The sequence below is a fragment of the Yoonia maritima genome, assembly GCF_002933395.1.
Classification (GTDB): domain Bacteria; phylum Pseudomonadota; class Alphaproteobacteria; order Rhodobacterales; family Rhodobacteraceae; genus Yoonia; species Yoonia maritima_A.
In genome coordinates this window covers 847,237-871,692 of sequence record NZ_PKFN01000007.1, presented here as the reverse complement: position 1 = coordinate 871,692, position 24,456 = coordinate 847,237, and the positions used below count along the sequence as shown (strand labels likewise).

Annotated in this window: 25 protein-coding genes; 8 read left to right on the top strand and 17 right to left on the bottom strand. The window is 53.8% G+C overall.

All coding sequences use genetic code 11. The annotated features are described in order from the left end of the window. Positions 1 to 6 precede the first annotated feature (6 nt). Positions 7 to 792, top strand: a complete 786-nt coding sequence (locus CYQ09_RS05805; RefSeq protein ID WP_106744423.1) for a TIGR00266 family protein — start codon at positions 7 to 9, stop codon at positions 790 to 792. On the opposite strand, the gene CYQ09_RS05800 is transcribed toward CYQ09_RS05805, so the two are convergent. The 5 genes from CYQ09_RS05800 to CYQ09_RS05780 all read right to left on the bottom strand — a co-directional run bounded on the left by CYQ09_RS05800 (position 789) and on the right by CYQ09_RS05780 (position 5,240). Then, positions 789 to 1,208, bottom strand: a complete 420-nt coding sequence (locus CYQ09_RS05800) for a cupin domain-containing protein (protein WP_106744422.1) — start codon at positions 1,206 to 1,208, stop codon at positions 789 to 791. The two genes, CYQ09_RS05805 and CYQ09_RS05800, sit on opposite strands and share 4 nt — an antisense overlap. Further along, a complete protein-coding gene (locus CYQ09_RS05795) occupies positions 1,205 to 1,792 on the bottom strand; it encodes a GNAT family N-acetyltransferase (protein ID WP_106744421.1) in 588 nt (195 codons plus the stop codon). The genes CYQ09_RS05800 and CYQ09_RS05795 overlap by 4 nt, the downstream gene beginning before the upstream one ends. Positions 1,793 to 1,847: 55 nt before the next feature. Next, on the bottom strand, positions 1,848 to 2,918 hold the full coding sequence (locus CYQ09_RS05790) for a hypothetical protein (protein ID WP_106744420.1): 1,071 nt from the start codon (positions 2,916 to 2,918) through the stop codon (positions 1,848 to 1,850). A 116-nt stretch (positions 2,919 to 3,034) separates the two neighbouring features. After that, complete coding sequence (gene eno / locus CYQ09_RS05785) at positions 3,035 to 4,309, bottom strand: phosphopyruvate hydratase (RefSeq protein WP_106744419.1); 1,275 nt, start codon at positions 4,307 to 4,309, stop codon at positions 3,035 to 3,037. A gap of 40 nt (positions 4,310 to 4,349) precedes the next feature. Further along, complete coding sequence (locus CYQ09_RS05780; RefSeq protein ID WP_106744418.1) at positions 4,350 to 5,240, bottom strand: DMT family transporter; 891 nt, start codon at positions 5,238 to 5,240, stop codon at positions 4,350 to 4,352. 167 nt (positions 5,241 to 5,407) lie between these two features. Between CYQ09_RS05780 and CYQ09_RS05775 the strand changes: the two genes are divergently transcribed. Beyond that, positions 5,408 to 6,268 carry an intradiol ring-cleavage dioxygenase gene (locus CYQ09_RS05775; RefSeq protein WP_106744417.1) on the top strand — a complete coding sequence of 287 codons (861 nt, stop codon included), beginning with the start codon at positions 5,408 to 5,410 and terminating at the stop codon, positions 6,266 to 6,268. Here CYQ09_RS05775 and CYQ09_RS05770 read toward each other — a convergent pair. From CYQ09_RS05770 to tyrS, 6 genes are all read right to left on the bottom strand, one after another. Beyond that, on the bottom strand, positions 6,265 to 6,678 hold the full coding sequence (locus CYQ09_RS05770; RefSeq protein WP_106744416.1) for a Fur family transcriptional regulator: 414 nt from the start codon (positions 6,676 to 6,678) through the stop codon (positions 6,265 to 6,267). The two genes, CYQ09_RS05775 and CYQ09_RS05770, sit on opposite strands and share 4 nt — an antisense overlap. Positions 6,679 to 6,749: 71 nt before the next feature. Continuing rightward, a complete protein-coding gene (locus CYQ09_RS05765) occupies positions 6,750 to 7,721 on the bottom strand; it encodes a CorA family divalent cation transporter (protein WP_106744415.1) in 972 nt (323 codons plus the stop codon). Continuing rightward, entirely contained in the window at positions 7,711 to 8,562 is an 852-nt protein-coding gene (locus CYQ09_RS05760) for a PhzF family phenazine biosynthesis protein (protein WP_106744414.1), read from the bottom strand. The genes CYQ09_RS05765 and CYQ09_RS05760 overlap by 11 nt, the downstream gene beginning before the upstream one ends. Further along, on the bottom strand, positions 8,559 to 9,809 hold the full coding sequence (locus CYQ09_RS05755; protein ID WP_106744413.1) for a cation:proton antiporter: 1,251 nt from the start codon (positions 9,807 to 9,809) through the stop codon (positions 8,559 to 8,561). Before CYQ09_RS05755 ends, CYQ09_RS05760 begins: the two co-directional genes overlap by 4 nt. 58 nt (positions 9,810 to 9,867) lie before the next feature. After that, complete coding sequence (locus tag CYQ09_RS05750) at positions 9,868 to 10,659, bottom strand: GNAT family N-acetyltransferase (RefSeq protein ID WP_106744412.1); 792 nt, start codon at positions 10,657 to 10,659, stop codon at positions 9,868 to 9,870. A 189-nt stretch (positions 10,660 to 10,848) separates the two neighbouring features. Beyond that, positions 10,849 to 12,102 (bottom strand): tyrosine--tRNA ligase, encoded by a 1,254-nt coding sequence (tyrS, locus tag CYQ09_RS05745; protein ID WP_106744411.1) that lies wholly within the window; start codon positions 12,100 to 12,102, stop codon positions 10,849 to 10,851. A 63-nt stretch (positions 12,103 to 12,165) separates the two neighbouring features. Between tyrS and CYQ09_RS05740 the strand changes: the two genes are divergently transcribed. Together CYQ09_RS05740 and CYQ09_RS05735 are read left to right on the top strand one after the other, a co-directional pair. Then, positions 12,166 to 13,302 (top strand): anhydro-N-acetylmuramic acid kinase, encoded by a 1,137-nt coding sequence (locus CYQ09_RS05740; protein ID WP_106744410.1) that lies wholly within the window; start codon positions 12,166 to 12,168, stop codon positions 13,300 to 13,302. Positions 13,303 to 13,487: 185 nt separating this feature from the next. Beyond that, positions 13,488 to 14,105 (top strand): outer membrane protein, encoded by a 618-nt coding sequence (locus CYQ09_RS05735; protein WP_106744614.1) that lies wholly within the window; start codon positions 13,488 to 13,490, stop codon positions 14,103 to 14,105. Between the two features lie 98 nt (positions 14,106 to 14,203). Here the strand turns inward: CYQ09_RS05735 and CYQ09_RS05730 are convergent, their stop codons facing one another. The 4 genes from CYQ09_RS05730 to soxR are packed head-to-tail and all read right to left on the bottom strand — an operon-like array spanning position 14,204 to position 17,772. Next, positions 14,204 to 15,013, bottom strand: coding sequence for an isocitrate lyase/PEP mutase family protein (locus CYQ09_RS05730; protein ID WP_106744409.1), 810 nt, complete (start codon positions 15,011 to 15,013; stop codon positions 14,204 to 14,206). Next, positions 15,010 to 16,071 (bottom strand): bifunctional transcriptional activator/DNA repair enzyme AdaA, encoded by a 1,062-nt coding sequence (locus CYQ09_RS05725; protein ID WP_106744408.1) that lies wholly within the window; start codon positions 16,069 to 16,071, stop codon positions 15,010 to 15,012. The genes CYQ09_RS05730 and CYQ09_RS05725 overlap by 4 nt, the downstream gene beginning before the upstream one ends. A gap of 50 nt (positions 16,072 to 16,121) precedes the next feature. Continuing rightward, positions 16,122 to 17,297 (bottom strand): pyridoxal phosphate-dependent aminotransferase, encoded by a 1,176-nt coding sequence (locus tag CYQ09_RS05720; protein ID WP_106744407.1) that lies wholly within the window; start codon positions 17,295 to 17,297, stop codon positions 16,122 to 16,124. Between the two features lie 31 nt (positions 17,298 to 17,328). After that, positions 17,329 to 17,772, bottom strand: a complete 444-nt coding sequence (gene soxR / locus CYQ09_RS05715) for a redox-sensitive transcriptional activator SoxR (RefSeq protein WP_204353902.1) — start codon at positions 17,770 to 17,772, stop codon at positions 17,329 to 17,331. A gap of 76 nt (positions 17,773 to 17,848) precedes the next feature. Here soxR and CYQ09_RS05710 point away from each other — a divergent pair, with 76 nt between their 5' ends. The 4 genes from CYQ09_RS05710 (at position 17,849) to CYQ09_RS05695 (ending at position 22,540) form a co-directional block, all read left to right on the top strand. Next, positions 17,849 to 18,406 (top strand): VOC family protein, encoded by a 558-nt coding sequence (locus tag CYQ09_RS05710; protein ID WP_343229853.1) that lies wholly within the window; start codon positions 17,849 to 17,851, stop codon positions 18,404 to 18,406. 281 nt (positions 18,407 to 18,687) lie between these two features. Continuing rightward, entirely contained in the window at positions 18,688 to 20,121 is a 1,434-nt protein-coding gene (gene cysS / locus CYQ09_RS05705) for a cysteine--tRNA ligase (protein WP_106744406.1), read from the top strand. Continuing rightward, positions 20,121 to 21,740 carry a citramalate synthase gene (gene cimA, locus CYQ09_RS05700; RefSeq protein ID WP_106744405.1) on the top strand — a complete coding sequence of 540 codons (1,620 nt, stop codon included), beginning with the start codon at positions 20,121 to 20,123 and terminating at the stop codon, positions 21,738 to 21,740. Before cysS ends, cimA begins: the two co-directional genes overlap by 1 nt. A 32-nt stretch (positions 21,741 to 21,772) precedes the next feature. After that, a complete protein-coding gene (locus CYQ09_RS05695; RefSeq protein ID WP_106744404.1) occupies positions 21,773 to 22,540 on the top strand; it encodes a squalene/phytoene synthase family protein in 768 nt (255 codons plus the stop codon). On the opposite strand, the gene CYQ09_RS05690 is transcribed toward CYQ09_RS05695, so the two are convergent. Both CYQ09_RS05690 and CYQ09_RS05685 read right to left on the bottom strand, forming a co-directional pair. Continuing rightward, complete coding sequence (locus CYQ09_RS05690) at positions 22,537 to 23,208, bottom strand: hypothetical protein (protein WP_106744403.1); 672 nt, start codon at positions 23,206 to 23,208, stop codon at positions 22,537 to 22,539. The two genes, CYQ09_RS05695 and CYQ09_RS05690, sit on opposite strands and share 4 nt — an antisense overlap. Continuing rightward, on the bottom strand, positions 23,209 to 24,426 hold the full coding sequence (locus CYQ09_RS05685; RefSeq protein ID WP_106744402.1) for an MFS transporter: 1,218 nt from the start codon (positions 24,424 to 24,426) through the stop codon (positions 23,209 to 23,211). Positions 24,427 to 24,456: the final 30 nt, after the last annotated feature.

Genomic DNA, 24,456 nt, shown 5'->3' with positions numbered 1-24,456 from the left:
ATTCGCATGCGGTGTCACGAAGTAGATTATGAAATTTTTGGCGATGATATGCAGATCGTCGAGGTCGAACTTGACCCGCAAGAAACCGTTATCGCCGAAGCTGGAGCCATGAATTACATGGAAGACGGTATCGGCTTTGAGAGTAAAATGGGTGATGGAACCACCCCAAGCAGCGGCATGATGGGCGCGTTGTTGAACGTTGGTAAACGTGTGCTCACAGGCGAATCTATCTTCCTGACCCATTTCAGCAATAACGGGCAGGGCAAGAAACGGGTGGCCTTTGCCGCGCCGTATCCCGGAAAAATCATTCCCGTCGATATGTCCAAAGTCGGCGGCGAGCTGATCTGCCAAAAGGACGCGTTTCTTTGTGCGGCTTTTGGTACGTCGACTGATATCGCGTTTCAAAAGCGTCTTGGGGCAGGGTTCTTTGGTGGTGAAGGCTTTATTCTGCAGCGTCTACGCGGTGACGGCATGGCATTCATCCATGTCGGTGGCACGGTGATTAAGCGTGAATTACAGGCCGGAGAGGTGCTGCGCGTCGATACGGGCTGTATCGCGGCATTTGATGCTGGCGTCACCTACGATATCGAACGCGCAGGCAACCTGAAATCGATGGTGTTCGGGGGTGAGGGTATCTTCCTCGCGACGCTTCGCGGTCCGGGCACAGTATATTTGCAAAGCTTACCATTCTCGCGCCTTGCTGACCGCATCATACGTGCGGCCGGGCCGGGCGGTAATAAGGGCGAAGGGTCCGTTTTGGGTGGGCTGGGCGACCTGTTCGGCGATCGCTAACGTGGGATGTCGAAACCGGGCTCGGCAAGCGTAAATCCAGCAAAGTCGAACCCCGGCGAAACAGTACAGCTGACCAAGGTCCAGTCGCCCGTGGTGCGGGCGGCTTGCCAATGATCGGCGGGCACGATGATTTGCGGTGATTGATCACCCAATACATCGGGTCCAAGAATATGATCAACGGCAGGGCCGTTTTCGGTTTCTGCGAGCGAGAGTGTGATTGGCGCGCCTGCGTGATATAGCCAGATCTCGGTCGCATCGACTTTGTGCAAGTGGCTAGATTCGCCAGCCTTTAGAAGAAAATAGATGCAGGTCCCGGTGGCGCGGCCTTCGTTATCTGCGATCCATGTTTGACGATAATATCCGCCTTCGGGGTGTGGTTGCAGATTAAGCTTAGCAATGATGGCGTTAGCAGTCATTCGAGCACCGGGATGTGGGCGCCAGCGGATCGGGGCAGGTGACCTGTCAGCCGCGGATCAGGCGCGATTTCAATCTCTTGTTTTGTCGCCGTAAAGCCCGCCTTCGTATAGAAACCCAACGCCTGTGGGCTATCAAGCGTACAAGTATGCACATGAAAACGATCAATCGAACGCGAGAACGCCCGCTCAATGGCATGTGCCATCATGGCGCGCCCGGCGCCTTTGCCAACCATTGTCGGGGTCAGCCCAAAGAAAGCAAGCTCGCAGGCTGCCGCGACACGGTGATCAATTTCGAGTAACCCGACGTCTTGCCCGGCCAGTCGCAGCGTCCAGACTTCGTAATCGGGCTCGTGCAAAATTGCGGAAAGCGCATCGTCGGTCAAATGCAGGCGGGAAAACCAAAGCCAATCTTCACCGACGGTACGAAAGAATGCGCGATACCAGTCCAGATCGGCACGTTGGTGGCGATGAAACGCAAATTCATGGTGGTTTGTAGAAATGGCTGGCGGCGCTGTCATCTCAAGATGAGTAACAACAGTTGCGACCATGCCGCGCGGGATTTGGTGGAAGCCGGGATTTAACATTCGGGTAAAGTAGTCTGAGATGATCGGCGGGGCCAATAGAGATTAAGAAATTTTGCTAGAATGGGATTTCTTCGCTAGGTTTTTCCCAATCTGAAAACGCTAAAATATTGTCTTTTCGGATGAGTTCAAACTTCGCTTTGTCTTCTAGAACATCGTCGTTAATGCCGAGTTTGTCGCTCCAAAACGTTTCAGACTCAGACTGAGCAACGCTTGGGTCTCTCCATTCGATGATGCGAATTGGTTTGTCATACTTTTCCAGTGCTGCATTTATATGATCATCCCCTCCACCATATCCGATAACAATGACCTCGCTTGCCTCCTCAATCGCTTTATTGAACATATCCCAATATAACTTGAGCACATCAGATCGATTAATCAGGTGCGGCTTGAGTGCTCCATCTGAGAGGATCACATGTTTAGCGCTCTTTGGCATGTGACTGCAAACTTCGTGCCTTTGCAGTTTCTTGGCGCGTTCTTCTCCATCTACAATTAGCGGGCTTCCATGGAGGTGCAGGCAGTACCCAAAGTCCCAGTGCGAATACAGTCTGTCGAAGTTGCTTTCTAAAAAGCCGTCCTTTCGATAACCATCGTTTAGCGTGGTTTCAGATGGTAGCTTTTTGCCGAGTTTGTAAGTTGTTTCGTCAACTGTGTGCCCATCATTAAACGCTGAATAGAATAGTGTGTCATAGTTCAGTGTCGCGACGTGTGACTTAGTTTCATTAATAAACGGAATAATATTGTTCAAGAATGCCTTGAAATCGGGGCTATCATGGAATTCTTTTGAGTTTTTGTCGAGCTGGCGTGCGACATTGTATACGTAGATTGAAATAGCTTCTGGGTAGGTTAGCGCGGGTCCGGTAAACCAGTTTTCCCTTTTTTCTTTTTCGACCACGTCTGTAATCAACTCATGGCCAAGCTGTGCCAGTTGTGCGCGCATCATTTGGTCTTCGGCTGTTGGTCCGGTGTCCTTTTCTACGCCTTCTAGGCAGTCCGCTATCAATTCTTTCTGTGAGGTATTTAGGCATCCGTTTTTCCAAACATCAGGCATAACATGCTTAAGAGAAAATTTGTCGGGATCTAGCGCCATGCCGATACCGTTGCCAATAATAATAAGGCTTCTACTCATTAAGGGTTCCTGTAGCTTTAATAAAATCAACTATAGGGTGTGTGTCTTGATGCGCAATCGGCCTAAATAAAAAACCCCGCACTTGGCGGGGTTTTTATCAAGTTAGGTGGCTGTTCTTACTTAAGGATCGAACGACCTGCGTAAGTGGCCGTTTCGCCCAGCAGTTCTTCGATACGGATCAGCTGGTTGTATTTCGCGAGACGGTCAGAGCGCGATAGTGAACCTGTTTTGATCTGACCGCAGTTGGTCGCAACAGCGAGGTCAGCGATTGTCGCGTCTTCGGTTTCGCCGGAACGGTGTGACATCACGTTGGTGAATTGCGCACGGTGTGCCATGTCGACGGCTTGCAGTGTTTCTGTCAGCGTGCCGATTTGGTTCACCTTAACGAGCATAGAGTTCGCAGAGCCTTTGGCGATACCATCGGCCAGACGGGCAGGGTTGGTCACGAACAGGTCATCACCGACCAGCTGAACCTTGTCGCCGATCATGTCTGTCAGTGTTTTCCAACCATCCCAGTCATCTTCGGACATGCCGTCTTCGATACTGATGATTGGGTAATCGGTTGCCAGTTTCGCGAGGTAGGCTGCGTTTTCTTCGGATGTTAGCGAAACACCTTCGCCGACCATCTCGTATTTGCCGTCTTTGTAGTATTCGGTCGCTGCACAATCGAGCGCGAGATAGATGTCTTCGCCCGGTTTGTAGCCCGCTTTTTCGATAGATGTCATAATGAAATCAAGCGCTTCTCGGGTTGATCCAAGGTTGGGTGCAAAGCCGCCTTCGTCACCGATACCAGTGTTGTGGCCAGCGGCTGAGAGCTCTTTTTTCAACGTGTGGAAAACCTCGGAACCCATGCGCACGGCTTCTTTGATGTTCGCTGCCGATACAGGCATGATCATAAATTCTTGGATGTCGATTGGGTTGTCTGCGTGTTCACCACCGTTGATGATGTTCATCATTGGAACGGGCAGGGTGCGTGCCGATGTGCCGCCGATATAGCGAAACAGTGGCTGGGCCGTAAAATCAGCAGCGGCCTTGGCAACGGCCATGGACACGCCAAGGATCGCATTTGCGCCAAGGCGGGCTTTGTTGGGTGTCCCGTCAAGTTCGATCATCGCCATGTCGATGCCGACTTGCTCTGTTGCGTCAAAGCCTAGGATCGCTTCGGCGATTTCACCGTTTACGGCTGCGACGGCTTCTAGCACGCCTTTACCCATGTAACGGGATTTGTCGCCGTCACGCTTTTCAACAGCTTCGTGCGCACCTGTGGAGGCACCTGATGGTACAGCTGCACGGCCCATTGTGCCGTCTTCTAGGATCACGTCCACCTCGACCGTGGGGTTTCCCCGGCTGTCCAGAATTTCGCGGGCGTGGATGTCGATGATGGTGCTCATAATGTGCTCCGTAAAAGTGATGTTAGCGGTATCATGCGCTCTATAGCGCGGGTTTTGACGCAAGGGAAGTACGACGCAGTCGTGCCTCGCGCCAGAGGGTATAGATCCCAGATGTAACAATGATTGCCGCGCCGAGAAGTGTAAGCGCATCCGGGTTTTCGTCGAAGACAACAAAGCCGATCGTCAAAGCAAAGACCAGCCGAGTATAGCGAAAAGGGGCGATCAGGGACATTTGCCCAATGCGTGTCGCAGCGACCAGCATATAATATGCCACGACACCCACGACGATCGCGCCTAAAAGGCGCAAGATATTCGTGGGTTCTGGCATGACCATTGGTGCCCCAGTTGCCGCCAAAACAATAGCGCCCGTTGGGACAAGAATTAAAAAAGCATAGGTCGCCAGCTGTCGCGATGTGACGCCCGCAGGCACGCGTCGCGTCGCGAGGTCCCGAATTGCCAAGCCGATGACGCCCTGGACAGCAAACAAAGAATTTGCGTCAAAACCATCAAGGCCGGGCCGCAAAACAAGCAAAACGCCACACAGCCCGATGCCGACGGCAACCCAACGCCGCCAGCCCACAGATTCTCCCAAAAATAGGGCGGCACCTATGGTCACAGCCAGCGGGGTGGCTTGTAAAATGGCCGAAGCCGATGAAATAGGGGTGAGCGCAACTGCGGTAACAAACCCGAGTGTTCCGAACACTTCGCCAGCATTTCTGATCAAGACCGCGGGTTGCAGAAGATCCCGTGACCACAATGTATCGCCATATACGCGCGCCAAAATGGCGAACACAATGCCGCCACCACCACCCAGCAGGATAAGAATCTCACCTACCGGTAAGGCGCCAGCCATGAGTTTGATAAACATGTCCTCAAAAGCAAAGCCAAGCATGGCAGCCACCATCAACGCGCTGCCGCGGATATTGTCCATGTATTGGCCCCGTTACTGATAGTTTCGCGATAGGCATACGCGGGGATTTCAGGGAAGCAAAGCCTGATAGCGTTATCTTTTTCGTAAATATCCGCCGGAAAGTTATTGGGTGCACGTATTAGCGATGACCCGACGGAAAAACGCGAACCAGTGAGAGGCCAGTCAAAATGCCCGAGCATGAAAACGAACCGCACCATGATGGCGATTTTTCAAGCGATTTCAGTCGCATAATCAATCGCCGAAATGTGCTGATAGGGGCTGGTGCTTTGTCATTGGCAGGCGCGGCATTGTATGCGCAAGGCGCAGGCGTCAGGCCGCCGCCCACGACCCCAAGCCCAGAGATATTAGGGACTGCCGAGAACGGCGAAACCTGCGTTGCGCAACCTCGGGAAACCAATGGACCATTCCCGGCCGATGGCACAAATATGCGTGAAGGACAGACTGTTAACGCACTGACGTTAGCGGGTATGATCCGGCCCGACATCACAAACAGCATTGCTGGCCTAACGGGTACTGCCTTAGGCGTGCCAATGGACCTGACCATGAACCTCGTGAACGTCGATAGCGGGTGCAGCCCGATTGTGGGTATGGCTGTATACATCTGGCACTGCGATGCAGCGGGAAAGTATTCGCTGTATGAAATTGAGGATCAGAACTATTTGCGTGGGATGCAAATTGCTGACGCAAGCGGGGCGGTTAAGTTCAATAGCATTCTGCCAGGCACGTATCGGGGGCGTTGGCCGCACGTGCATTTCGAAGTGTTTCGCAGTGCTCAGGCCGCTGTTGCTGGCGAAACGGCGCTCTTGGTTGGGCAACTGGCATTTGAAGAGGCGTTGGTGTCTGGCTATTACGCCACCGATGCGCGCTATTCAGACAGTATCCCGAATTTGGCTGTTCAAACGCTTAGCCGCGACAATGTCTTTGGCGACAGCACCGCGCTTCAGCTTGATGCGCAAACGGTCAAGACGACGTCACAAATTGGTGGCCGCATAGGTTTTACATCCGAAATTGGTTTGACGGGCATTTAGTCTTTTTTGATGGGTACCGCATAAAGTTCTAGGCGGTGCCCTTTCAATTCATAGCCAAGTTTGGCCGCGATGCGTTCTTGAAGCGCTTCGATCTCGGGGTCTAAAAACTCGATCACTTCGCCAGTGTGCATGTCAATCAGGTGGTCATGGTGGTCTCGATCAGCCGTTTCATAACGGGCGCGGCCATCACCGAATTCATGCTTTTCCAAAATGCCGGATTCTTCGAATAGCTTTACGGTGCGATAGACTGTTGCCAATGAAATACGCGGATCAGCAGAGGATGCGCGTTTATACAATTCCTCTACATCGGGATGGTCGTCAGCGGCTTCTAGAACAGCCGCAATTGTACGGCGTTGTTCCGTCATACGCAGGCCATTCGATTCGCAGCGATCAAGGATTGTAGGTTTCATAGGTGTCTCGGCTTTTCGGGTTTGTCCTTGATATCGTTAGTGGCGTGCAGTTTCTAGATGCGTTGATCCGATTAGAACCATTTGATCCATCTTAAAACGGCGTAGGTGCCAACGCCTAAAGCAAGCATAAGCAGGCAAAGAATTGCAAATGCATGTGGATGATCTGTACCCGGTACCCCGCCGACATTCACACCCAACAGGCCGGTGATGAAGCCAAGCGGCAGAAAAATTGCGGCGACAATAGACAGTGTATATCCGTTGCGGGCCACACGGGCATCATGGGTCATATCAATATGTGCGGACAGCGCGCGCAAGCGATCACGTACTTCTTCGACCTCTTCGACGGATCGCATTGCACGATTTGCAGTGTCGCGCATCCGGTTTCTTAGATTGTCAGGCATAAGGCCGCTGTGGTTTTCAGCCAGCGCTGACAACGTATCCTTCATCGGGCCGATATGGCGACGCAACCGGATTGCTGTACGCTGAATGTCAAACAGGTCGGGCAGTTCTGTCGCGCCGCCTTCATAGACGGTATCTTCCATTGTGTCAGTCTTTTCTTCAAGCTCGACCGATACGGTTTCGATCCGATCAACAAGGTTTTCGGTAATCCGTGCGACCATATGGGCGGATGTCGTGGGGCAATCGCCTGCCGCGATATTGGCGGCCAAGTCGTCCATTGCAAAAACGCGCAGGCGGCGCACTGTGACGACCAGGTTACCTGTCATCCAAATACGCAGAGATACCATATTGGATAGTTCTTCGCCGGCGTTCATGTTGATGCCGCGCAGGGTCAGTACGATCCCATTTTCATCGTCATCCATGTGCGGGCGGGTTTTTGCAGCCAGCAGCGCACGGCCAGCGCGCAGAGGAAGTTGACTGGCGCACCATGCAGCAAGGTTTGCATCAACTAAATCAAAATGAAGCCAACGATAGGTAACATCTGTGGGTAGATGTGTTGAGATACTTTGCGCGGGTGTCGCTTTGCCGTCTTGGCCAATGTCAAACGCTTGGAGCGGAGTGGGGGCTACATCTTCAGTTGACAAGCTTTCCCTCCATCATGCGCACTGCATTACCAAAGATGGTCACAGGCACGGGCGTTACATGTTCCGTCGTCGCAGTAATCAACGATGGCCGCCCCATATCGGCCCCTTGAGTGATGGATAGGTTCTGCGGTTGTTTCAATTGTTCGGTCAGTAACGCGGCCAATGTGGCAGCGGCGCTGCCCGTCGCGGGATCTTCGGGAATGTCATCAAGTGGCGCGAACATGCGCGCATCAATCTGATCGCCATCGCGCACGTAGGCATAGATCGCAAAATCAAGTCCCGCAGGGTATTTAGCTGCGCCTGTGCGTACCGCGTCAATGGAAGGCGAGCAGGCGGCAAGGTTTTTGCGGTCTGATAGCTCAACAATCACGAATGTCAGCCCAAGACTGCACTGAATGGGGCCATGTGTATCTGTTACAATCGCCGTTTCATGTAGCCCAAGAGCCGATGCAACAAGCGCAGTTTCGGGCGCGCTTATCCGTTCAAGTGGAGCGTTGGTCGTGAAAGATGCAGTATCCCCGTCGAAACGACATGGGATCGGCCCGACACCCAATTCTAGTATCATGTCGCCAGCATGACCCTGATCACGTAATGCAATCGCGGTTCCAATGGTGGGGTGGCCCGCAAAGGCGATCTCCATGGTTGGTGTGAAAATGCGGACCTTCGCAGTATGCGCAGGATCATTCGGCGGATAGACGAATGTCGTTTCCGAAAAGTTGAATTCGCGCGCTATTTTTTGCAGATCGTCTTCGGGCAGGGCAGTTGCGTCGGGAATAACCGCTAGCTGGTTTCCCCCAAACGCCTGCGCCGTGAACACATCATAGACCAGATACCGGGTCATTGGGGCAGCTCTGGTTCGCGGCCGGCGCGTTCGGCCAGCTTGGCAATGGTAAGCCCCTGCACAATGATCGAGAAGATGACCACGACATAGGTTGCTGTCAGGATGACGGGTTTCCATTCACTATCTGGCAGTGACAGTGCAAGCGCGACTGAAATACCGCCCTTGAGCCCGCCCCATGTCATGATCGGGATCACGCCAGACGCAAAATTGCGGAACGGTTTGAGCATCAAAACCGGCGCCGCCACCGCCGCCAGGCGCGCGACCAGAGCAAGGGCAATGGAGGCAAAGCCTGTGACAACAAAGCTTGCGTCGAACACGATGGCAAAGACTTCGACGCCGATCATCAGGAACAGGACAGCGTTTAGGATTTCGTCGATTAGCTTCCAGAACGCATCAACGTACTTGCGAGTTTCTTCGGACATGCCGTGTTTAGCGCCAACGTCGCCGATCAGTAGCCCCGCGCAGACAGCCATAATGGGCGCTGAAACATGCAGATAAACCGCCAGTTCATAGCCACCAAAAGCGAGGCCAAGTGTGATCAGAACTTCAAGCGAGTAATCATCAATAAGCCGCATAACGCGGAAGGTCAGCCAGCCCAACACAATACCAAGGATCGCGCCGCCAAGTGCCTCTTGAACGAAAAGTTCAACGGCCGCCGCTGCACTGTTGCCATGGCTGTCGCCGTGTGGAAACGCCAATCCAACAAGGATCAGGAACACGACATAGGCGACACCATCATTAAACAGGCTTTCGCCCGCGATCTTTGTTTCTAGCGATTTTGGCAGGTCTGCTTCGCGTAAAACACCCAAAACGGCAACGGGATCCGTTGGTGAAATCAATGACCCAAATACAAGGGCGATAAGGATCGGCATGCCTGTCAGCCACGAGAACCCATAACCGACAATCGTAGTCGAGAGCGCGATCCCGATCGTCGCCATCAATGCAACGGGAACCCATTCGCGACGCAGGTCCGAGATTTTCACATGCAAGGCGCCAGCAAACAGCAACAGGCCCAACATGCCCTCAAGCAGGGCATCCGAGAAATCGATGCTAAGGACGGTGCTGCGTACAGCTGCTTCGACGCCAAGGCTGGGCACGAAAAAGTCGAGTATCATCACACCAAATGATGCCAACAACGACACGACCAGAATGCCAATAGCCGCTGGAAGCCGCAAAAACAGATAGTTGATGGCCCCAAAGACCCCTGCAAGCACAATGAGAAGCGACGTAATCTGAAGCAGCGTCATAATAATCCCCTGAATTATTTTCCAAGTCTTAGCAGGTGGGTGGCGTCCGGGCTACCCGCTAGAACATCCGTAGCCAGCTTCCTCCTAAGGTGCGGATGTTAGCACCAGTTCCAATCTTAAAACGGGCTAAGCCGGGGGCGCCGTGCGTGTCGACTGTGCCCAGATCAAGTTGGACAACACCCGTGTCCGCAAAACCATGCGCGGCTGCGATCAACATGCGATGGTGGGCGGCGTGTTTGCGACCCGCATCATTAGACCAACCAAGGTGATATGTGGCGCATATGCCGTGCCTCAGGAAAAGCATTCCGGCAACGATGTCGCCTTGAGACTTTGCAATCCAAACTGTCACTTCTTTCGGTGCAATCGCGGAATAGGCGTGAATGATCCCATGGGGGAGCGCGCGAAAACGCTTTTGTTTCTGCTGGGCAAGATCAGCGTCAAGCAACCATTGATGTTTCGCATCGTTGAAAGGTTCTTTGTATATTGTCAGCGGGCTATGCTGCGCACGCCGCCATATGTTCCGCCATTTTGGGGCCATGTACCGTTCGAGGTCGCGATTTAGTGCCAGCTCGGCGACATGGGCGGGTGTCATTAGCTGCCTGAACCCGGCGGCACGTAGGGTCTTTGCATCGCCACCGTTGCTGTTGACGAGGCGTAGTCTGGAACGCCTCAGTTCACCCACGTCACGAAAACTGGAATGCCATATCGGGCCGCGTGCCGCGAAGTTTAGGCCAAAGCGTCGGATTACTTGCACTGGGGCTGCGCTTGGCAGGTTAATTACGGCGGTCGAGACGCCGATACGGTTTAGTGCCGCGCTAAATTTCGGATGTTGTTGTAACGGAAGGTACATGCCAACCGTTAAGCCATTGGAAACCTAAGGCGTGGTTAATGCGGCCATGAGAAAGAACCAAAATTCAAATTTCGTCGCTGGGGTCGATGCGCCACCACCACGGCCAACAACAATAGGGGCGGCCGTTGTGGCCGCCCTGATTACGTTTCCGATTGGGGTTATCCTATTGGTTTTAGACTTACTGCTGATTTAGCCCAGCTGAACCAAAGCGTGACGTTTTTTGCCCGCACTTAGCTTGATTGGGTTCGCAAGCGCCGCCACATCGATAACCATACCGGGGTTTTCAAGCGGTTCGTCGTTCACGCGCGCACCGTTTTCAGCAATTAGGCGTTTGGCCTCTTTGCCGCTGCCGGAAAGGCCAGAGCGTACAAAAATCTGCACGATGGAAATTCCGTCACCCAGTTCATCTGCGGACAGCGTCAGCGTTGGCAGATCATCCCCTACGCCACCCTTTTCGAACACTTCGCGTGCGGTGGCTTCGGCAGCTTTTGCAGCCTCGGCACCGTGCAGAAGGGTGGTGACTTCATTCGCAAGAATGATCTTCGCGGCGTTGATTTCAGATCCTTCGAGTGCGCCAAGGCGGTCACATTCTTCGACAGGCAGCTCGGTGTAAAGCTTGAGGAACCGACCGGTATCGGCATCGGTGGTGTTGCGCCAGAACTGCCAGAATTCATACGGTGACAGCATGTCGGCGTTCAGCCAAACCGCGCCAGACTGGGATTTACCCATCTTTTTACCGTCTGATGTAGTCAGCAGTGGTGAGGTCAGCCCATAGATTTCGTGATCCAGCACGCGGCGTGTCAGGTCGATACCGTTAACGATGTTGCCCCATTGGTCTGATCCACCCATCTGCAGCAAACAGCCGTAGCGGCGGTTCAGCTCTAGGAAATCATAGGCCTGCAGAATCATGTAGTTGAATTCGAGGAACGACAGCGACTGTTCGCGGTCCAACCGTGATTTGACGCTTTCAAACGACAGCATCCGGTTGATCGAGAAATGCCGCCCGATGTCCCGTAGGAAATCAAGGTAGTTCAACTCGTCCAGCCATTCAGCGTTGTTAAGCATGAGCGCCTGATTAGGAGTCTCTGTGTCGTAGTCGATGTAGGCCGCAAATACCTTTTTGATGCCAGCGATGTTGGCGTCAATTTGCTCTGGCCCAAGAAGAGGGCGTTCATCTGCACGGAAAGACGGATCGCCCACCTTTGTCGTGCCACCACCCATCAGGGTGATCGGTTTATGGCCCGTTTTTTGCAGCCAGCGCAGCATCATGATTTGGATTAGCGACCCAACGTGCAGCGAACTCGCTGTGGCATCAAAGCCGATATAGGCAGGAACAACACCTTTGCTTAGCGCTTCGTCCAGCGCCTGATAGTCTGTGCAGTCGGCCAAAAAGCCGCGCGTCATCATGACAGACATAAATTCAGATTTCGGATGGTAGGTCATTGGCTTGTTCCTGCGGTTTGCACGGTGCACTCTATAGTCAGGTCAAGGCGCAAGGGAAAGCGTATGTTGAAAACTGGATTCGTAAAGGCGCTTGGCACGATGTCGGGGACGTCGCTGGATGGCGTTGATGCCGCAGTGGTTGAAACCGATGGCGTGACAATCAAGGCCTTTGGCGCAAGCGATTATCGCCCATACTCAGCGCCCGAACAGTTGATCCTACGCGACCACCTAGGACGATGGCCCGACGACGGTGTTTTGCTTGCTGCAAAAGTGGTCGAGGATGCGCATATCGCAATTATGTCTAGTTTTTCAGATGTTGATGTCGCTGGTTTTCATGGTCAAACATTAGCCCATGATCCGGGTGGGCGTGGTACGCACCAATGTGGTGACGGTCAGCGGCTTGCTGATGAATTGGGCTTGCCAGTTATTTGGGATCTAAGGACTAATGATGTGGCGCAAGGCGGGCAGGGTGCGCCTTTGGCACCATTCTATCACTTTGCACTTGCGAAATGGATCGGTGCGGATACACCCGTTGCGTTTTTAAACCTTGGTGGCGTTGGCAATATAACTTGGATTGATCCTAAATCTGATGATCCAGCGTCTGATGGCGCGTTGCTTGCCTTTGACACAGGGCCGGCAAATGCGCCTATCAATGATGCAATGCAGCAGCGTTTGGGTATAGGGTATGACGCCGAAGGGCAGCTTGCTGCGCAAGGAACATCAGAACCGGATATCATTGCAGCGTTTTTGACCAACCCGTATTTTTCACGCCCACCGCCTAAGTCGCTTGATCGGGACGAATTTGTAGGATTGTCGGCTGCGGTGACTGGTCTTTCAGATGCCGACGCAATTGCGACGCTGACCCAAGCTGTGACCGAAAGCGTCGCACATGCGATCACCCAATGCCCGAAAATACCCGCCCGGTTACTGGTCTGCGGAGGGGGGCGAAAAAACGTAACTGTTATGAATGGGCTTAAGGCTGCGACTGGCTGTGACGTGATCGCGGTTGAGGATGTTGGGCTTGATGGTGACATGCTCGAGGCGCAGGCGTTTGCATTTCTTGCGGTGCGCGCAGCGCGTGGATTACCGATTTCTGCGCCGAAAACGACCGGAGTGAATCAGCCAACCACCGGCGGCCGAACCGCGATGCCCAGAGACTCAGTTGAAAAGGCTCCTCCACGGAACCTGCGCCCAAAGTAAAATGCCTTTGGTTCACGGTGACGTGAATTCAAGTGATTGAAAATACGCGGTGTTTTGCCAGTATTTTTGCGTTCTGTGCCCATTGTTGCCGACTTTATTCACACAGCTGTGAGGTGCTATTGAACCTTTTCCATTCGTGGGCAGTTGTATGCACAGACGACAACAAGACGAACGGAGAAAATAAAATGACTACCACTTATAAAATGGTTCGCACGAGCATCCTTGCTGCACCTTTGGCGCTGGCCGCTGGTATGGCTTCTGCAGGTGGGCTTTCTGAGCCAGTTGAAACAGTTGCACCAACCCCAGTGCCAGTAGCGGCACCTGTTATGACAGGTTCTGACTGGACAGGTTTCTACGCCGGTGGCCAGCTTGGCTACGGTCAGTTGGATGCAGATGGTCTGACTGAAGACCCTGATGGCCTGACATATGGTGCGCACGCTGGTTACCTATACGACATGGGTAGCTGGGTTCTAGGTGCCGAACTTGATATCGACGGTACAGAAATCGAAGACGAAACAGCAGATGTTGCGGTTGACGCAATCACACGTGCAAAACTGCGCGTCGGTTACGATGCTGGCAACTGGCTGCCATACGTCACCGCAGGTGTGGCGCAGGCACGCGTTTCTGGTTCGCTTGACGCTGACGACACAGGCGGTTTCGCGGGTCTAGGTGCTGAATACCGCGTAAGCGATAGCATTCGTGTTGGTGCAGAGGTTCTGCAGCACCAGTTCGAAGATTTCGACGGTACTGGCACAGACATCGATGCGACAACTGCTGCGGCACGCGTATCGTTCCAGTTCTAATCACTGATTAGACGGTATTTGTTCGGGCAGGTGTCCTTCGTCCCTGAGGCCTTTTCCGGACAAACCATAAGGCCCACAGTGTAAACTGTGGGCCTTTGCTATTTGAGCAGCATTTGATCGATCGTGTAGCTGCAGATCCCATTTTGTAACGCGCTAAAATCACCTGTAAACATTTGCTGGGTTGCATCAAAAATGGCCCGATGGGTCACCCGCGCGAGGGCTGAGCCCAGCGACATGCGCGCCACGCCAATTGCGGCAAATTCGGCGTGACTATGTCCCGCAAAATCTCCGGCGATCAAGGCATTAACCGGCTTGTTAAAGCTTTTGCATATTCGGGCCAAATCGGCCATGTTAGGCGGCATCGGTGCATAGAGACAATCCGCCCCCGCATCAGAAAATGCCTTTAGCCGTTTGATTGCCTCATCTGTGCCATAGGCACCAAGCATGACACCATCAGCCCGTGCTGTCAGAATAAAATCATGCCTAAGCGCACGTGCGGCACTGGCAGCTGCCCGAATGCGTTCCACTGCATGGTCGAACGCATATGGGGCATCACCGGGAAGAATGATGTCTTCGATGCATATCCCCGCAAGCCCAATTTCGCCTGCCATACGGACGGTTTCGGCGCAGTCATCAGGGCTGTCCCCAAATCCGTTTTCGAAATCACCCTGTACAGGAACAGTCGCGACCGAGAGGATCTCGCTCGCGTGGGCAAGCGCCTCGTCCCGGGCAAGGGTGCCGCCGTCTGACCGCCCCATCGTGAACGCATGCGCGGCGGACGAGGTAGCCAGTGCCTTGGCCCCCATGCCCTGCATCATCTTGGCGCTGCCGCGGTCCCAAACGTTGGCCAATATAAATGGGTCGCCCGCGATGTGGAGGGCACGAAATGTTTCACCGGGGTGGGTCACTTGGAATTCCTTTGTGCATATGTCTTTTCTAGATCAATCAAACGCTGTTTCCGCCACAGGCCGCCACCGTACCCAGTCAACGACCCGTCCGCGCCGATCACACGGTGGCACGGGATGATTAGTGCGATCTGATTGGCACCATTCGCGCGGGCGACGGCCCGGCTGGCGGTTGGCGCGTCTATTTCTTGCGCAAGTGTGCCATAGCTACGGGTTTCCCCAGCCGGGATCTGTCGCAAAGCGTTCCAGACTTGGCGCGTGAACGGCGTGCCGTGTAAAACCAAAGGGACAGCGAATTTTGCGCTTTCACCAGCAAAGAACGCAGCCAATTCGGCTTCAACCTGATCTGTTGTGTCAAAGCGACCAAGGCCGATATCACCTTTAGTCAGTTTACGAAGGCGCGTTAATTCGGCTGGCAGTGCCTTGCGGTCCGCAAATTCCAAAAGATGCAGCGAGCGTTTGTCGCAGACCGCAATCATATCGCCCAGCGGTGTCGGGATATGAGTTGCTCGCAACATTGCGTCATTCTTAAAACTGTTCGGCGCGGTTCCCAGCAGTTTAGCAAATGCAGCCCGGAACGCAGCGGGGCTGTCAAAGCCGGCCTCTAATTGGGCGTCAATGACCTTGCCGGTTTCTAGCGCAGTAAATCCGTTGGCCAGCCGCCTTTGACGTGCCATGTCCAGAAATGTCATGCCAAAATGACGCTTAAAACTGCGCCGAATGGTCGAGGGATCATAGCCCAGCGCGGCAATATCAGATTCAAACCAGCGCCGCGCCGGATCACTGTCTAATGCCGCAATCAAAGCAGTAATGGCGGGGTCGTTCTGTGCTGCAGGGGCGACTGGATGGCATCGCTTGCAGGGGCGAAATCCTGCGTGAATGCAGTCCGATACATTGCTGTAAAAGCTGCAGTTTTCGCGTTTTGGTTTGCGTGCGGGGCAGGTCAGTCGGCAGAATATTCCGGTCGATGAAACCCCTACAAAAGCGGTTCCATCATAAGCCGCATCGCGGGCAAGCAGCGCCTCATAAAGCGTGTCGTCATCTGGCAAGGTCATAAGCATGAAAACAGCCTATGCGATTCTTAACCATCGTGCCGCCTGAAATCGGGCGTCTATTGTTCGACCATATCAGAGGCAAAGGCGACCAGCTGTTTTAAGGCGGCGACATAGCGATCATCGTCAATTGTCATCGCAACCCGGATATGACCCGCTGCTGCCGCGCCAAAGCTCTCGCCGGGCATAACCGCGATCTGTTCCGCATCTAGCAGCGCATTGGCGAAGCCTTCGCCAGATAGTCCTGTCGCGCGGATATCAAGCATAAGGTACATTGCGCCCTGTGCGGGAACGGCGCGAACGGCGTTTTGACCTGCCAGTACATCCAGCGACAGTTCGCGCCGTCGCCGAAACGGCGCGGCGACGGTTTCTTCGACCGACACGCCTTGGCCAAGCGCAAACTCTGCCGCGTCCTGAACAAACCCAGCAACGCCGTAGGTCGTATGTGTGGCAAGGTTAATCAGATGGTTGATGACATGCTCTGGCGCGCAAACCCAACCCACACGGCTGCCAGTCATCGCGTGGCTTTTGGACATTGAACCAACGACCAAAGTGCGTTCCGCCATGCCGGGTAGGGCGCGGGGGCTGATGTGCTCGCCCTCCCAGACTTGGGTGTCATACACTTCGTCTGAGATCAGCCAAAGATCATGCTGCTGGCAGGTGGAGGCGATGCTTTCCATCGTAGCGCGCGAATAGACAGCACCCGTTGGGTTGTTCGGGCTATTGATTAACAGAGATTTCGCACCCGGCGCTGCCGTATCCAACGCGGCACGGGTCGGCTGAAACGCTGTGTCGGGTGTGGTGACAATCGGTTTTGGTATCGCGCCGACACTACGGATCGTGCCGGGATAGGTTACATAGTAGGGATCAATGTAAAGCGCGGTGTCGCCTTGGTTACATACAGCGTTATGCGCAGCGAATAGTCCCGCCTGACCACCCGGCGTCACCAAAATATTGGCAGCGGTGGTTGGCACGCCTGTTCGTGCTTGGATCCGCCCTGCAATTGCAGCACGCAAGCTATCAGTGCCGGGAACGACGGCGTAACCCGTATGCCCGCCAAGTGCCGCGTTATGCATGGCGTTCAGAATGTCGGGGTGGGTGCGAATGTCATGTTCACCGATGTTCAACTCGGTCACGGGGATGCCATCCGCGATCATGCGCCTTGCGCGATAAAATGTGTCCCAGCCGTCAGAGCCGCCAGCGGTGATATTCGTAATACGTTCAGAGAGTTCCATTCCGCATGGGAATGATACCCGCCAGTCAAAGTCAAGTCGGTAGCTTGGTCAAATTTCGCGGGCCAGGACCCTCGCGTGATTTCACGTCAGCCGGGTTATATAACGCACAGCTTTTCAGGCTTAGGCATCCGCAGCCAATGCAGCCGTCTAATTTGTCGCGCAGTTCTTCCATTGCCGCGATTCGAGCATCTATTTTTGCGCGAAAGGTTTTGCTGATCCGGGTCCAATCTGCCTTGTTTGGGGCTTTGTGATCGGGCAAGGCGCGTAGATGTTCTGCGATTTCGGCGAGTGGAAAACCAAGCGTTTGCGCGGCCATGACGAAAGACAAACGTCTGATATCCGCACGCCCATAGCGACGATGTCCACCGCTGTTTCTAAGTGGTTTCACGATGTCATGCGTTTCGTAAAACCGGATCGCAGAGACGGCTAACCCTGTGCGTTCAGCCAAGTCCCCGATGGATAAACCTTCAGCCATGAAAATAATCCTTGATCTCAAGTTAACTTAAGAAATTACAACCTGAATCACTGAGGAAATCTAGTGAGAAACGCCAATGTACAGCTCTAGCCAACGATTTTATCTTTCAGATAGCCGCGCTGCTGCGGCCCTTCGTCATGACGGGTTTGGTTGGGGGCACACAGATGACAGCGTCATGCTGCCATCTGTGCGGCGGCGTGGATTGCTTGAACGTATGATTGGCAAACTGAAAAGGAACCTAAACATGAGCCGTCTTGAACACATCAATATCACCGTCTCTAACCCCAAAAGCACCGCGCGCATGTTGGAGCAACTATTTGGCTGGCGTATCCGCTGGGAAGGCGAGGGCATGGCTGGCGCGGGCTATACCGTGCACGTTGGCGACGACGACAGCTATGTCGCTGTCTATTCAGGCAAAGACCCTCAGCAAACAGTGCCCAAATCTGACGCAAGCTACGCGACCCGCGGTGCGATGAACCATATTGGAATTGTCGTTGATAACCTTGATACAATTGAAGAAAAAGTGCGTGCGATGGGTTATGAAGCGCATAGCCAAGCGGACTACGAACCCGGCCGCCGGTTCTATTTTCATGACGATGACGGTGTTGAATTCGAAGTCATCAGCTACAGTTAGACCGGCCGAGGCTTGACCTAAGATGTCGCCGTGCCATTGTGAATGCGGATACGGAGTTCGGGAGCGGCCCGGCGACAGCGCCAAGCCAAAAGGCAATTCTAAAGATGGTCAAAATGCTGGACGCTTGATCGCTTAGCTGTTATCTCAAACCCCATGAAGAGCATTTGCATCATTATCTGCTGCATTATTACCTGCTGACATCTGTCGCGGGCTGCTCTTTCACGTTTCAATTGAATGCTGAACTTGGTAAGCCCGCCGGCGAAACACGTGCGTGAGGCGTTATGACTATTATCCGGCTGCAAAACACAAAATCCCGCAAACGCGAGGAATTTGTTCCTATCGATCCTATGAACGTGCGGATGTATCTGTGCGGCCCGACGGTCTATGATCGTGCCCACCTAGGCAATTCACGTAACGTGCTGGTGTTTGACGTTCTGTTTCGCCTGTTGCGCCATGTTTATGGTGCGGATCATGTGACCTATGTGCGTAACTTCACGGACGTGGATGATAAGATCAACGCACGCGCAGCCGAAAGCGGACGCGAGATTGGCGATATCACGGCTGAAACCATCGGTTGGTATCATGATGATATGGATGCACTTGGTGCAATGCGTCCAACGCATGAGCCGCGAGCGACAGACTACATCGCTGAAATGATCGCGATGATCGAAGACTTGATCGCAAAGGGGCATGCATATGCCGCAGAAGGTCACGTGCTTTTTGCCGTCGAAAGCTATGACAAATACGGGTCACTTTCTGGTCGGTCGTTGGATGACATGATCGCCGGTGCCCGGGTCGAAGTGGCACCCTACAAGCGTAATCCGATGGATTTCGTGCTTTGGAAACCATCGGGTGACGGCGTGCCTGGGTGGAGCAGCCCTTGGGGCTATGGCCGTCCGGGGTGGCATATCGAATGCTCGGCCATGTCTTATGATCTGCTTGGCGATAGCTTTGACATTCATGGCGGCGGCAATGATCTACAGTTCCCGCACCATGAAAACGAGATTGCCCAAAGCTGCTGCGCCCACCCACAGGGCGAATTTGCGCGTTATTGGATCCATAACGAAATGCTTCAGGTCGAGGGCAAGAAGATGTCCAAGTCTTTGGGCAATTTCTTTACCATCCGCGATTTGCTTGATCAGGGTATCCCGGGCGAAGTGATCCGTATGGTTATGCTCGGCACGCATTACGGCAAAACCACCGATTGGACCGAGGCCCGCCGCGCAGAGGCTGACGGCACTTTGCGTAAATGGTACGGCATTTTGCAAGGTCACGGATTTGGTCCCGATTTGATCAAGGCATTGCAGGCTGATGGCAAATGGGAAGCTGACGCTGAATTCATCGGTGTGCTTGCCAATGATCTAAACACACCCGGAGCGCTGGCGCGGTTGCATGTTTTGTCTAAGGGTAAAACACCGGCGGCGCTCGCTGGTTTTGCGCATGGTTTGGAAATGCTGGGTCTGGTCAACGACTGGTCCAATATCCCAATGTTTGAAGGCGGCGAAGCTGGTCCTGATGTCGCGCCCGCCGTTGCTGCACGTGTTGACGCGCTGCTGGCGGATCGTGCGACAGCGCGCGCAAACAAAGACTGGGATCGCGCCGATGAGGTGCGTGATATTTTAAACGCCGCTGGTGTTCAGGTGACCGACGTAGGCGGGCAGGCGACTTGGGCGCCCGGTCCAGATTTTGACGCGGCTAAGCTGGGGGATTTGTGATGACAAAAGAACGTCTTTACCTATTCGACACGACCCTGCGCGATGGGGCGCAGACCCAAGGCGTGCAGTTTTCTGCGGATGAAAAGCGTCAGATCACGGCTGTTTTAGATAAACTGGGTATCGATTATATCGAAGGTGGTTGGCCGGGTGCGAACCCGACCGATACCGAATTCTTTGCTGATGTGCCAGAAACGCGCGCGACAATGACCGCCTTTGGCATGACGAAACGTCTTGGTCGGTCGGCTGAGAATGACGATATTTTGGCGGGTGTGGTGAATGCCGGGACGTCTGCCGTTTGTCTAGTTGGTAAATCGCATGACTTCCATGTGACGACGGCGCTTGGCATTGCGCTGGAAGAAAACACTGAAAACCTGCGCGCTAGTTTCGCCTATTTGAAAGAACGCGGGCGCGAAGGGTTGTTCGATGCTGAGCATTTCTTTGATGGGTACAAAGCGAACCCAGCATATGCGCTTGAGGCCATTCATGCGGCCTATGACGCAGGCGCGCGCTGGATCGTCCTGTGCGATACCAATGGTGGCACGCTGCCGCATGAGGTGACGGAGATTGTAACGGCTGTGATTGCCAGCGGTATCCCCGGTGATCACCTTGCGATTCATACGCACAACGATACGGAAAACGCAGTATCTAACACGCTGGCTGCGGTCATGGCGGGCTGTCGTCAAGTGCAGGGCACACTGAACGGTTTGGGTGAGCGTTGCGGTAATGCGAACCTAACCACGCTTATCCCGACGTTGTTATTGAAAGAACCATTCGCGAGCCAGTTTGAAACGGGTGTCAGCCTTGATGCGCTGAAAGGTCTGCGCAAGGCGTCACGTATGCTGGATGACATCTTGAATCGCGTTCCTGCGAAACAGGCGGCCTATGTTGGGGCGTCCGCCTTTGCGCATAAGTCTGGTTTGCATGCCTCGGCCATTGCCAAAGACCCGTCGACCTATGAACACATCGATCCGGCCTCTGTCGGAAACAGTCGTATCGTGCCGATGTCCAATCAAGCTGGGCAGTCGAACCTAAAGGCGCGTTTGGCCGACGCTGGGATCGAGGTTGAGCTGGGAAATCCTGCGCTCGCACGGATTGTTGAGCGGATCAAAGAGAAAGAGGCCCAAGGGTTTTCTTATGACACCGCGCAGGCCAGCTTTGAACTGCTTGCCCGCGAAGAGTTGGGCACGTTGCCTGATTTTTTTGAAGTGAAACGCTATCGCGTGACGATTGAGCGCCGCAAAAACAAGCGCGGCAAGATGGTATCGTTGTCAGAGGCGGTTGTCGTCACCAAGGTCAATGGCGAACGGTTCCTGAATGTATCCGAAAGCCAAGGCCCAGACGGTAGTGACCAAGGTCCGGTGAACGCGCTGTCGCGTGCATTGTCCAAAGATTTGGGCCCTTATCAGCAATATATCGAAGATATGCAGCTGGTTGATTTTAAGGTGCGTATCACGAATGGCGGCACTGAGGCTGTGACACGGGTTATTATCGATTCAGAAGATGGTCAGGGCAGACGCTGGTCAACGGTTGGTGTCAGCGCCAACATCGTAGATGCTTCGTTTGATGCGCTGGTTGATGCGATCAATTGGAAACTGATCCGTGATGGCGCAAAGGTCTGATTTTTGAGTATTTTTGGCAAGATGATAGTGCGATGAGCCTGAATGCTTGTGCCGCTTTAGTCGAGAAGGCTGACCCAGAACGTTTCCGCGCGACGATGGCGGCACCTGTTGCTGCGCGTCGTGTATTGTTTCCGCTGTACGCCTTTAACGTTGAGGTCGCGCGCGCCCCTTGGGTAACCGAAGAGCCGATGATCGCCGAGATGCGTCTGCAATGGTGGCGTGACGCGCTCGAGGAAATTGCGGGTGATGCGAAGCCGCGCAAGCATGAGGTTGTTGATGCCCTTGCTGAGGTTTTGGATGTCGAAGGTGCGACATTACTGGATGGTTTGATCGCCGCCCGTCGTTGGGACGTTTATAAAGACCCATTCGAGGATGCCGCCCATTTCGATAGCTATATCGATGCGACATCGGGACATTTGATGTGGACTGCAGCGCGGCTGCTGGGGCAGGGCGATGAAGCTGTTGTCCGGGATTTTGCCTATGGTGTGGGCGCCGCGAATATGTTCCGTGCAATTCCTGATCTCGAGGAACGCGAGCGCAAGCCGCTGTTGGACGGGTCCGAGGCTGGCGTCCTGTCCCTTGCTCAGCAGGCGGATGCGCGGTTGACGGCAGCAGTTAAAAAACGCAAGATAATTGTGGCTGATGCCGCACCCGTTTTGTACTCTGGGTATCTTGCTCGGCCAGTCCTGCGCCAAATTCACAAAGAACCCAGTAAAGTTGCCCGTGGCGCGCTTGGGCTGCCGCCGCTACGCGAACACTTGCGGTTCGCTAACGTCGCGTTGCGGGGATGGTGGCGCTAATCGGCGGCATGTTCTTTGATCGCGCGTTTTAACGCCTTTTGTCCGCGTGGGTTTAAGCGACGCAGCGCCTCTGCCGGATCAATGTCGTGCCGCGCGAGGAATTCTGCCAGCGCATAGGAACGCGATTCTTGTGTCATATAGCCAGACCACCCTATTTGCGCCGGCCCCTCGATTGCAAAGAGCCCAAAACCGTGCGTGATACAGTGTAAATCAGTCGAGAGTTCATGCATTGGTTCACCACCGGGCATCGCGTCAATGTGATTGGCGAGACGGCCATGCATTAATTCATGCGTCATGGTGTTAATAAAGCCAATCGGTTGGCGCAAAAGAGCAGGGTCATAGTTGATCATGGGCGCATCATCATCATGATGGTACAGGCCAGCTACTGCCGACAGATCTTGATAGTTGTGCCTATATTCAGGGTCGATTGATCCTAGTGGCAATACAGGAATAGATGGTAATGGGAGCAAACGCGCAATATCATCCGCGATTTGTTGTGCAACTTCTGGGCTGTCACCCGCCTTGGCAGTGAAGAACTCTTTGGTTGCCTTGATGAGTTGGCGCGAGCTGCTCCAGTCCGGCCCGAATGTGGTATCTGCCCAATCGAAGCTATCGAAGATCCATTCTTTCAGTTCGTCACTGATGCTTTGAGAACGACGCCAGAACATCTACTTTACGCCTCTTGGCTGTCGCGCGAGCCAGATCAGCGAACAGCCGGCAAGAACAAGAAATGGGATCATTGCAAGGTTTACTGCGGTCCAACCTTCGACTGCGGTCCCGCCTGAGCAGTTCATTAACCCGCCTGATGCAAGAGACGCGATGGTCACCATCCCGAAGACGATCATGTCGTTCATACCCTGAACGACGCCGCGTTCTTCGGGGCGGTGTGCACCCGCAAGCATAGTTGTTGCGCCAATAAATCCAAAGTTCCAGCCAAGCCCCAGCAAGATTAGTGCCGCGTAAAAGTTGGTAAGTGTCACGCCAGTCAGCGCGACGACACCAGCACCGGCAAGGATCACGAGGCCGGTTGCGACGATCCGTTCGACTCCAAAACGCGCGATAAGATGTCCGGTAAAGAACGAAGGGACGAACATGGCCAATACATGAGCAGATACAATGTCATTGGCGTTGTTTTTGTCAAAGCCACACCCCACAACGGCAAGTGGGGTTGATGTCATGACGAGGTTCATCAGCGCGTATGATACCATGCCGCAGATGATGGCGACCATCACACGGGGTTCGCGCAACAATGCCAATCTGCCGCGACCAACCGGAGTGTCGATTGCTTTTGGGGTGCCGTTTGTTCCTTTTGGTAGGTCTAAGAAGAAAAACAGCAGCATGCCGCCCAAGTTCAATCCCGCTACTGCGAGGTAAGAGCCGAGAAACGGCACTGCGTAGGCGTCTTGGACGACTTTGTTGAGCTGTGGTCCAATGATTGCGGAAAGCAGTCCGCCTGCCATGACATAAGAAATGGCTTTAGGTCGAAAAGCATCGGATGCCGTATCAGTCGCTGCAAATCTGAAAAAACCCTGTGCAGACATGTAGATACCGGTCAAATATGATCCAGATAAAAGAATGGGAAAGGATGCGATATATAAACCATACGCAGAAACGAGCGCTCCGACTGCACCCGCGAACGCGCCGATGAAAAATCCGAAACGGCGGCCGTTTCGCTGCATCAATGGGCTAAGCCATGGTGCGGTGGTCATCGAGCCAAAGACGATAAATGAAATAGGAAGCGTTGCAAGACAGGGGTTGCTAGACAGCATCCCACCGGCAAGACCGCCAATGACAAAAATCATCGGCATTTGGGCGCCTAGAATTGCTTGGGCCATGACCAGAACGGCAACGTTCCGTTTCGCGCGGGTATCGTCTGTGTAATCCATGTGCCTATCGGTAAGCACCGATTAGGGCAG